Annotated in this window: 8 protein-coding genes; 5 read left to right on the forward strand and 3 right to left on the reverse strand. The window is 64.1% G+C overall.

What is annotated here, in order from left to right:
* Positions 1 to 184: 184 nt before the first annotated feature.
* Complete coding sequence (locus VIQ49_RS17285; protein WP_331886789.1) at positions 185 to 1,846, reverse strand: MFS transporter; 1,662 nt, start codon at positions 1,844 to 1,846, stop codon at positions 185 to 187.
* 198 nt (positions 1,847 to 2,044) lie between these two features.
* On the opposite strand from VIQ49_RS17285, the gene VIQ49_RS17290 reads away from it, so the two are divergent.
* Positions 2,045 to 2,170 (forward strand): hypothetical protein, encoded by a 126-nt coding sequence (locus tag VIQ49_RS17290; RefSeq protein ID WP_331886790.1) that lies wholly within the window; start codon positions 2,045 to 2,047, stop codon positions 2,168 to 2,170.
* A gap of 26 nt (positions 2,171 to 2,196) precedes the next feature.
* Here the strand turns inward: VIQ49_RS17290 and VIQ49_RS17295 are convergent, their stop codons facing one another.
* Complete coding sequence (locus tag VIQ49_RS17295; RefSeq protein WP_331886791.1) at positions 2,197 to 3,069, reverse strand: MaoC/PaaZ C-terminal domain-containing protein; 873 nt, start codon at positions 3,067 to 3,069, stop codon at positions 2,197 to 2,199.
* Positions 3,069 to 4,811, reverse strand: coding sequence for a 3-oxosteroid 1-dehydrogenase (gene kstD / locus VIQ49_RS17300; protein ID WP_331886792.1), 1,743 nt, complete (start codon positions 4,809 to 4,811; stop codon positions 3,069 to 3,071). Before kstD ends, VIQ49_RS17295 begins: the two co-directional genes overlap by 1 nt.
* Positions 4,812 to 4,975: 164 nt before the next feature.
* Here kstD and VIQ49_RS17305 point away from each other — a divergent pair, with 164 nt between their 5' ends.
* The 4 genes from VIQ49_RS17305 to VIQ49_RS17320 all read left to right on the forward strand — a co-directional run bounded on the left by VIQ49_RS17305 (position 4,976) and on the right by VIQ49_RS17320 (position 9,126).
* Positions 4,976 to 5,764, forward strand: coding sequence for a 2-keto-4-pentenoate hydratase (locus VIQ49_RS17305; RefSeq protein WP_331886793.1), 789 nt, complete (start codon positions 4,976 to 4,978; stop codon positions 5,762 to 5,764).
* A gap of 62 nt (positions 5,765 to 5,826) precedes the next feature.
* Entirely contained in the window at positions 5,827 to 6,747 is a 921-nt protein-coding gene (locus VIQ49_RS17310; RefSeq protein WP_331886794.1) for an acetaldehyde dehydrogenase (acetylating), read from the forward strand.
* 3 nt (positions 6,748 to 6,750) lie between these two features.
* Positions 6,751 to 7,812, forward strand: a complete 1,062-nt coding sequence (gene dmpG, locus VIQ49_RS17315; protein ID WP_331886795.1) for a 4-hydroxy-2-oxovalerate aldolase — start codon at positions 6,751 to 6,753, stop codon at positions 7,810 to 7,812.
* A gap of 399 nt (positions 7,813 to 8,211) precedes the next feature.
* The gene (locus VIQ49_RS17320; RefSeq protein WP_331886796.1) at positions 8,212 to 9,126 is read left to right on the forward strand and encodes a hypothetical protein; all 915 of its coding nucleotides are present in this window, start codon (positions 8,212 to 8,214) and stop codon (positions 9,124 to 9,126) included.
* Positions 9,127 to 9,338 lie beyond the last annotated feature (212 nt).

The following is a 9,338-nucleotide window of genomic DNA, read 5'->3' on the forward strand; positions in this document are numbered from 1 at the left end:
TCGATCCGACCAATTCACCGATAAGACCAGATCTTCCCTGCCGCACCCGACCTCTCGGTCGGGACCGCGCACGAAAATTGACAACTCGACAGTGTGAAAGTCGTGGTGCTGCCGCCCAGACGGGCTGCGGCGGCAGCACCACCACCAGCACCAGCTCTTGTGGCCCAGACTGCTACCGGTGGCTTCACTCGGTGATGGCGGCCTTCGCTTGCTCGTCGGCAGCGGCGCGCTCCGCCGTGCCGTCGTCGATCTGCTTGGGTGCGAAGACGGCAAGACCCACAGCGGTTGCCAGACAGACGCCCCCAAGGGCGAGGCAAGACGCGCTCATCGGACCTTCGAACGCGTCGATGGCGCCGCTGGTGATTCGTGCGGCAAGCTCCGGATCGACCGGCGACAGTTGGGCTGCCACCTGCAGCGCCTCTGCAAGGGTGTTCGTGATGTGTTCGCCGATGGTGCCGGCCGCGGCCGCGGCCTCCTGAGCCTGTGCGGTTTGACCGGCGGCGTCGAGCTGTGTCGACAGTTGCTGCATCGAGGCCTCGGCGTCCCGGGCAACCGGTTCGATGTTCCGCGTGTAGCCGGCGGCCAAAAGGCTTCCGCCAAGGGCGATGCCGATGGCCGACCCGAGTTCCCGGGCGGTGTCGTTCACGGCCGAACCGACGCCCTGGTTGTCGGTGGGGGTGTTGACCATGATCGCGGTTGTCGACGGCGCCGTCGCGATACCGAGACCAACGGCAAGGATGAGCATTGCGATGACAATGGTCCTGTAGTCATCGGACCGGACCGCGCCGAGATAGATCGCTCCGACACCCATTGCAGTCATTCCGAACACCAGAATGAGCCGCAGACTTGTCCTCGTGGTCAACCAGTTCCCGATCAGCGAGAACACCATCACCAGAACGACCATCGGCATCAAGGCGACAGCGGCTTTGAGCGGCGAATACCCGAAGACCAGCTGCAGCTGCTGCAGCAATACCAGGAAGATTCCGAAGATGACAAGGAACTGCACCGTGATGCTGAGGGTGCCGGCGGAGAAGGCCCGGTTGTTGAACAGGCGCACGTCGAGCAACGGGTCGCTGTATCTCAGTTGCCACCACCAGAACACGCCGATGAGGGCCAGTCCGCCGATGAGGGCCGACAGTGACAGCGGATCAAACCATCCTCGGTGAGGTGCCTCGATGAGCCCGAAGACAAGAAGGCCGATGCCGACCGCCGAGGTGAACGAACCGATCCAGTCGAACTTGTGGGTGGTCGAGTCCTTGGACGTCGGGATCGTGCAGGCCAGCACAGTGGTGATGGCTGCCGAGATGCCGAAGGTGAGGAAGATCGATTCCCAGCTGAAGAATTCCAGGAGCACACCCGTCACAAAGAATCCGGCGATCCCGCCGGAACCGCCGACGCCCGCCCAGATACTCACGGCGAGATGGCGTTTGGTCTCGGGAACCCCGGCGGTGATGACCGACAGCGTCGCCGGCATGACAAACGCCGCCCCAACGCCGGTCAGTGCCCGGGCAGCGATGAACTGGTCGGGGTTCGACACCCAGATCGGGAGCAGTGAACCGATAGCGAAGACGACGAGTCCGCCGACCAGTACCTCCCGGCGGCCGTAGCGGTCACCGATCGCACCTGCCGGGAGCAGCAGGGCCGCGATGGTGAGCGTGTATCCGTCGATGAGCCAGGTCACCTGATTGGAGTTGGCGCCGATTTCCGGTGCGATCTCCGGGATCGCGGTGTTCAGGGAAGCCATCGCGGCGATGACCATGCTCAGTGCGGCACAGGCCACCACGATCAGCCAGATCGCGCGGAATCCGAGCCTGTCCCGCGGCGGCGCTCCCCCAGAAGTGTCCATTTGTCTAACTTAGGCGAGTGGAACCTGTTCTAGGCAAGGCCTACGTGTTGTGTAATTGTTATCACGTTGGACGGGTGTCGCTCACCAGCATCACATGTCTCGTGTGTCACATTTATCACACTGGTAACACAACTTCTCGAGGTTGCTGGTGACGACCGACCCAGCCGGGCTGGCCATGTTCATTAGAGAGGGAATCCGATGGCCTCAGTTCATGTCAAAGACGCCCCCGTCATCAAACTACGTATCTGGCGAGTCCTCACACTGCTGGGCTCCTTGACCGCGATCGTTGTCGGTCTTGTTGCCATATTCATGAGTGGTGCCTGACCCGCATATTTGCGGGCCAGGCGTTGTCAGGCCTCGTGGCGAAGCGTCGTCAGCACGACATTGCCCAGTGCGGGCGCGTCGTCGCGGTCGGCCACCGTCGCCGTGATGAGGAGGCGGGACCCTTCCTCCCACACCCTGATTCGCAGCGTCTCGCCGGGAAACACGACTCCGGCGAACTTGGCGCCAAATCGCTGAACTCGATCAACATCACCTCCGAGCAGTGTGTCCACAACAGCGCGGCACACCGTCCCATAGGTGCACAGTCCATGCAGGATCGGCCGGGGAAAGCCTGATTTCTCGGCGAACTCGGGGTCGGAATGCAGCGGGTTGCGGTCGCCGCACAGCCGGTAGAGCAAAGCCTGTTGCGGCAGAGTCATCTCCTGGATGACGTGATCCGGTTCGCGGTCGGGGTAGACGACCTTGTCGGACTCGCCGCGATCGCCACCGAAACCGCCTTCACCTTTGGCGAAAATCGAAGAACGAGCGGTCCACAGCGGGTCGCCGGCCTCGTCGACGGTGGTGAACTCCTCGATGATCACCGCGGCCGAACCCTTGTCCTGGAGCTCGATGACCCGCACCGTGGTCGTCGCTGTGCCGGCTGCCGGAATCGGCTTGTGCACCAGCACTTCCTGCGATCCGTGGACGACGTTTCCGAGATCGATCTCGATGCCCGGCTTGGAGACCTTCGGCGGTTCGGTGTCATGGAAATGTGCCGCGACGGTGGCAAACGTCGGCAGCACCTTCGGCTGATTGTCGTCGAAATATCCCAGGGCGGCGGAGTCCAGTGGATCGGCGCCGGCGCCCACTCCGAGGTTGTAGAGCGCGACATCCGAGGCGTTCCAGCTATACGTCTCCTTCGAGACCACGGCACCCAGTGCGATATCCGGTTCGATTGCCATCAGCCGGCCTTCTCTTCCCTGACTCGGTCCTGTTGTGCCTGCGCGGCGATGTCGAGAGCCGCGAGATAGCCGAAAACCATTGCCGGACCGATGGTTGCGCCAGGGCCGGCGTAGGTGTGACCCATCACCGGTGCGCTGGTGTTGCCGGCGGCATACAGGCCCTCGATGACCGAACCGTCCTCGCGGAGGGCTCGCCCGGCGGCGTCGGTGTTGATGCCACCTTTGGTGCCGAGGTCACCGGGCACCATCTTGACCGCGTAGAAAGGCCCCTTGGTCAGTGGGCCCAGGCTCGGATTCGGTTTGTTGGTGATGTCGCCGTAGTAGTGGTCGTACTGACTGACCCCGCGACCGAAGTCCTCGTCGGTGCCCTTGGTGGCAAACTCGTTGAAACGCTTGGTGGTCTCGGTCAGGCCGTCGGCGGGCACGCCGATCTTCTCCGCGAGGGCCTCGATGCTGTCGGCCTTGGTGATCACACCTGACTTGAACCAGTTGCCGGGCAACGGTTGCCGTCCGGACACGGAGGCGAACATGTACCGGTTCCGGTAGGTCTGGTCGAAGACCAGCCAGCACGGAAGGTTCTCTCCGGGGCCGTCTCCTTGGCCGAAGTCGCCGCCGTACATCTGGTGGACCGCTTCGACATACGGCAACGATTCGTTCATGAATCGTCGGCCGCGGTCGTTGACCATGAAGCTGCCCGGCAATGCCCGTTCGGACAGGGCAAACCAGGGGCCGCGGGGGAGGGGGATCGTCGGGCCCCACCAGGCGTCGTCCATGAAGCTCACGCCCGCACCGATTTTGAGGCCGGCATTGATGCCGTCGCCCGTGTTGGACTCGGCCCCGGTGGTCCACTGCGAACCGATCGGCTCGCGCTGATACTTGTGCCGCATCTCGTCGTTGTGTTCAAAACCGCCACACGCCAGCACCACTCCGTGGCGTGCGCGGAGAGTCCGCTTGATCCCGTCCGATTCCACTTCGACGCCGACCACGCGGCCGTTTTCCGTCGCCAGGTCGACGAGTCCGGTGCCGAGCTGCAAGGGGATACCGGCCTGCCGCACACCGAGCAGAAGCTCCGACATCAGCGCCGCACCCATCGCGATCAGCTTCTTGCCGGTCAGTTTCGCGACGATGAACCGCATGCCGACCTTGATGGCGCGCAGCGGTCCCTTCCAATGGCGCAACCCGGTGCTCAGCCAGCGGTAGTCCGACTGCATCACCACCACGTTCAACGGGGATTTCGTATAGGGCGGTTGCATCGTCTTGAAATCGGCGCCGAGTTTGCGCGAGTCGAACGGCTTGGGTTCGCAGGAGCGTCCGCCCACGCGTCCGCCGGGTGCCTCCGGGTAGTAGTCGGAGTAGTTCTTGACCCATTCGAGTTCCAGCGGAGAGTGCTCCATCAGGAAGTCGAGCGCTTCGGGGCCGCGGTCGATGTAGGCATCGATGCGCTCGGGTGAGACCACGTCGCCGACGATCGACCGGACGTAGGTGCGCGCGGACTCGCGGTCGTCCTTCACGCCGTCGCGCTCGAGGATCCGGTTGTTCGGAATCCACACCCCGCCGCCCGAGCGTGACGTCGACCCGCCCCAATACTGGGATTTCTCGAGGATGACCGTCTCCAGGCCGTGCGCCGCGGCCGTGATGGCAGCGCTCATGCCCGCGCCGCCGGCGCCGACAACGATCACGTCATACGTCTCGTCCCCGAGGGTCGGCTCGCTGCCACCCTGTCCGCTGTCCGGACCACTCATGAATTGCCCCTTCGCACATTGCAGACTTCCACCCGCAAGGTAGAACACGTTATAAACTTGCTCAAGAGGCAGGCTATACCAGCCTGGAATGGGTTGGCGAGCCCTCTGGTGGTTCAAAATTGAAACACGTTCTATTCGGTTCGGACCGAGAAGTGAGGCAAGTTGTGACCATTTCCGACCGGCTGCGCCGGGAGATCGCCGACGACCTGGCTGAGGCCGAGCAGCAGGCTGCCGCGATCGATCCGCCGGTCACGGCGTACCCGGATCTCGATGTGACCGATGCCTACGAGATCCAGCTGATCAACATCAGGAAGCGGTTGGACGCCGGTGCCACGGTTGCCGGGCACAAGGTCGGTCTGGCGTCCGAGGCGATGCAGAAGATGATGGGTGTCGATGAACCCGACTACGGACATCTGCTCGACGTGATGCAGTACCACGAGAACACCCCGATCGACGCGACCAAGTTCTGTTATCCCCGCGTCGAAGTAGAGGTGGGATTCATCCTCGGTGAAGACCTGCCCGGTGCCGGATGCACCAACGACGACGTGATCGCGGCGGTGGAATGGGTTGTTCCTTCCATCGAGCTCATCGACAGCCGAATCCGGGACTGGAAGATCTCGTTGCCCGACACCATCGCCGACAACGCGTCGTCGTGCGGATGGGTGCTGGGGGAGCAGCGCGTGCGGATCGCGGACATCGACACCGGTGACATCGACGCCACCCTGCACCGCAACGACGAACTCATCGCCGAGGGTAATTCCAGCGCGGTACTCGGGCACCCGCTCAACGCGGTGTCGTGGCTGGCCCGCAAGGTCGAGAGCTTCGGGGTCAGGCTGCGCAAAGGCGACGTGATCCTGCCCGGAACCGCGACCCGGGCGATCGATATTCGTCCCGGGGACCACTTTGTCGCCAGCTTCGTCGGGTTGGGAAGTGTCACTTTGGATTTCAGCTGATCAGAAGCGACGTCACCGTCCATCATCGCACCGAGAACAGTCCCCAAACGTCAGGAGTAAACGTGGCAGACAAGATCACCGCCGCAATCATCGGATCGGGCAACATCGGCACCGATCTCATGTACAAACTCGCCCGCTCAGAGGTTATCGCACCCCGCTGGATGGTCGGCATCGACGCAGAGTCCGAAGGTATGAAACGCGCCGCCGACCGGGGCCTGATCACGATGTCGGGCGGCGCCGACGAACTCCTCGCATCGGTCGAGAAACCAGACATCATCTTCGAGGCGACCTCGGCGTACGTGCACCGCGAGTACGCGCCCAGGTACGAGGCCGCCGGCATCACCGCGATCGACCTCACCCCGGCGGCCATCGGACCTGCGGTGGTACCACCGGCCAACCTGCGCGAGCATCTCGACGCACCGAACACCAACATGATCACCTGCGGCGGGCAGGCCACCATCCCGATGGTGCACGCGGTCTCGTCGGTGGTCCCGGTGGTGTACGCGGAGATCGTGGCGTCGGTGTCGTCGAAATCGGCGGGCCCGGGCACGCGTGCCAACATCGATGAGTTCACGAAGACCACGTCGCGCGGCATCGAGACGATCGGTGGTGCCGATCGCGGCAAGGCCATCATCATCCTCAATCCGGCCGACCCGCCGATGATCATGCGCGACACCATCTTCTGTGCGATTCCGGAAGACGCCGACATCGACGCGATCGCCGAGGCGATCCACACACGGGAGAAGGAGATCCAGGAATATGTGCCGGGCTACCGGCTGCTCCAGGATCCCCAGTTCGATCCGCCGAGCATCGGCAACGGCGGGATGGCCCGGGTGTCGATCTTCGTCGAGGTCGAAGGGGCCGGCGACTATCTTCCGCCCTACGCGGGCAACCTCGACATCATGACCGCCGCCGCCACCAAGGTGGGCGAAGAGATCGCAAAACAGAAACTGGCCGCAGCGCAGAAAAAGGTAGGGGTCTGAGCAATGTTCGGTATCAATGATCCTCGTAAGTTCAGCGACACTCTCGACATCCGCATCACCGACTCGTCGTTGCGCGACGGTAGCCACCACAAACGGCACCAATTCACCGAGCAGGAGGTCCGCGACATCGTCGGCGCTCTCGACGGCGCCGGTGTCCCGGTGATCGAGGTGACGCACGGTGACGGTCTGGGTGGCTCATCCTTCAACTACGGCTTTTCGAAAACACCTGAGCAGCAACTCATCAAGGCGGCGGTGGAAACCGCGAAATCGGCGAAGATCGCATTTCTGATGTTGCCGGGGCTGGGCATCAAGGACGACATCCGTGCGGCGCAGGACAACGGGGCGCAGATCTGCCGGATCGCCACTCACTGCACCGAGGCGGATGTGTCGATCCAGCACTTCGGGCTGGCGCGTGAGCTGGGTCTGGAAACCGTGGGCTTCCTGATGATGTCGCACAGTCAACCGCCGGAAGTGCTTGCCGAGCAGGCGCGGATCATGGCCGACGCCGGGTGCCAGTGCGTCTACGTCGTCGATTCTGCCGGGGCCCTGGTACTCGAGCAGGTGTCGGATCGGGTGTCGGCGCTGCGGGCCGAACTCGGTGACGATGCGCAGATCGGCTTCCACGGCCACGAAAACCTCGACATCGCGGTCGCCAATTCGGTTGCCGCAGTGCGGGCCGGGGCCCAGCAGATCGACGGTTCGGTGCGCCGGTTCGGAGCGGGTGCGGGCAACACTCCGGTCGAGGCCTTTGTCGGGGTCTGCGACAAGCTCGGCATCACGACCGGCGTCGACTTCATGAAAATCGCCGACGCTGCGCAGGACGTCGTCCGCCCGGTGATGCCCACGGAGTGCCTGGTCGATCGTCCGTCGATGATGATGGGCTACGCGGGTTGCTACAGTTCCTTCCTCAAGCATGCGGAAGGCCATGCCGACAAATACGGTGTCAGCGCCGCTGACATCCTGATCGAGGCCGGAAATCGCAAACTTGTAGGCGGACAGGAAGATCAGTTGATCGATATCGCTCTGGAACTGAAAAAGAAGCAGGACGCCAACGCTGGGGTGTGACCGGGAGTGAGGCCCGGGCGTCGGAGATCCCGGTGGCCGGATTCCGCGTCGCGTGACTACTCGGCGCAGTTCGGGGAACTCGAGTCGCTGCTGAACGACCCGTTGCGCAACGATAGTCAACCGAGCGGGGGCACCGACACGGCGACACCGATCCGGGCGCGCTGATCAGCACCCTCGGTGGTGGGCAGGCTACGATTTGTCCGAATTGGCGGCTCCGGAGCGAGTCGGCTGCGGTGCGAGCTGATCACGAGGGCGCAGATGACGTACGACCGGACGGGTTCAGATCTCGGTGGAAGGTCGTCATCGGGTGGCACGGCCCGACATTCGCGATCGGCACCGGTCGCGGTGGGCCAGAGGACGGGGCGCGCATCCCGACGCCGGAAAACCAGAGGCGGCGGGTTGTTCGCCGCGCAGTCGGGTGACTCGCGGCCGCGGAAGCTGGGCCTCGTAGTGGCCGGGGCCGGACTACTGATGGTGATCTTCAGCTTCTTCACCTGGACGTCAGCCGCAGATGATGATCTCAGTATCTCGGTCACCGGGATGGGCGCGGTGTCCCTTGAGATCTCGGCCGAACGGGCCGAGGCGCTGGGCGGTGAGGCAAAGGCGATCGCAGATCTGGAAGAGCACAGCAAGTCTCCCGGCATCATCACCGTTGTCCTAGGAATCCTGATCATCGTGTCTGCGGTGATGCTGGTGATCAACCGATACCCCGGAGTAGGGGCCCTGGTGGCTGCCGGGCTGGCACTGATCGCGGTATTCATGTCCCTGGAATACCTCTTCGCCCCGGGCTCGGCGGTGCTCGAGGGCACCGGTGATGCCGGGATCGGTTATGCCGCTGTCGGACTCTGGCTGGTGACGCTGGGTGCGTGTGTGGCTGCGACGGTGTCCGCCTATGCCACGGTCACGGTGATGAGAAGCGCGCCGCGACAGGTTGCTGATCAGCCATCGGCCGGGGCGGCCAGACCGGTTCGTCGACGGCCCTCCGGACCCAACCGCAACCCCCGGTCGGCCGCGGTGCGTCCGAACCACGGCCAATGGTCGGACCCAGAGCGCCCGCAGTACGGGCCTCGGCAAGAACCCGGAAGGCGGGCCGCCCGCCCCGCGGACCAGACAGATCGTCAGGACCGGCGGCCGTCCGGCTCGTCGCCGGACCGGCCCGCGTCCCACCGAGATTCGGTCCCGCTGCCCCCGATGCGGCGTGGCGCACCCAATCCTGGACCCGACCGCGGCTTACCACCCATGCACCGAAGTGGTCCGCCTCCAACGCCGCCACCGGGTTACCGCGCCCGGCCCAGGCGGCCCGACGGTCATTGACGCAGGTCTCTGAAAGCCCCTGCAGCAACCGCATGGGCACTTCAGCGATCGGTCCTGGGGCGTTACGATCAGAATTCGCATACCAGTGCCCGCTGCGGGTGGGCGGACGACAGAACAGGGGTAGACCATGACGTACGGACCGCCACCCGGTAACAGCGGTGGATACCCATCCAACGACCCCGGTGGCCAGCCGCACCAGGGACAGCCCGGCG

It is taken from the genome of Williamsia sp., from assembly GCF_036566845.1.
Taxonomy (GTDB): domain Bacteria; phylum Actinomycetota; class Actinomycetes; order Mycobacteriales; family Mycobacteriaceae; genus Williamsia.

Excerpts from the sequence above, each read along its gene's own strand:
- kstD (WP_331886792.1), bottom strand. The coding sequence starts at position 4,811 with ATGAGTGGTCCGGACAGCGGACAGGGTGGCAGCGAGCCGACCCTCGGG.
- VIQ49_RS17295 (WP_331886791.1), bottom strand. The coding sequence starts at position 3,069 with ATGGCAATCGAACCGGATATCGCACTGGGTGCCGTGGTCTCGAAGGAG.
- dmpG (WP_331886795.1), top strand. The coding sequence starts at position 6,751 with ATGTTCGGTATCAATGATCCTCGTAAGTTCAGCGACACTCTCGACATC.
- VIQ49_RS17290 (WP_331886790.1), top strand. The coding sequence starts at position 2,045 with ATGGCCTCAGTTCATGTCAAAGACGCCCCCGTCATCAAACTACGTATC.
- VIQ49_RS17285 (WP_331886789.1), bottom strand. The coding sequence starts at position 1,846 with ATGGACACTTCTGGGGGAGCGCCGCCGCGGGACAGGCTCGGATTCCGC.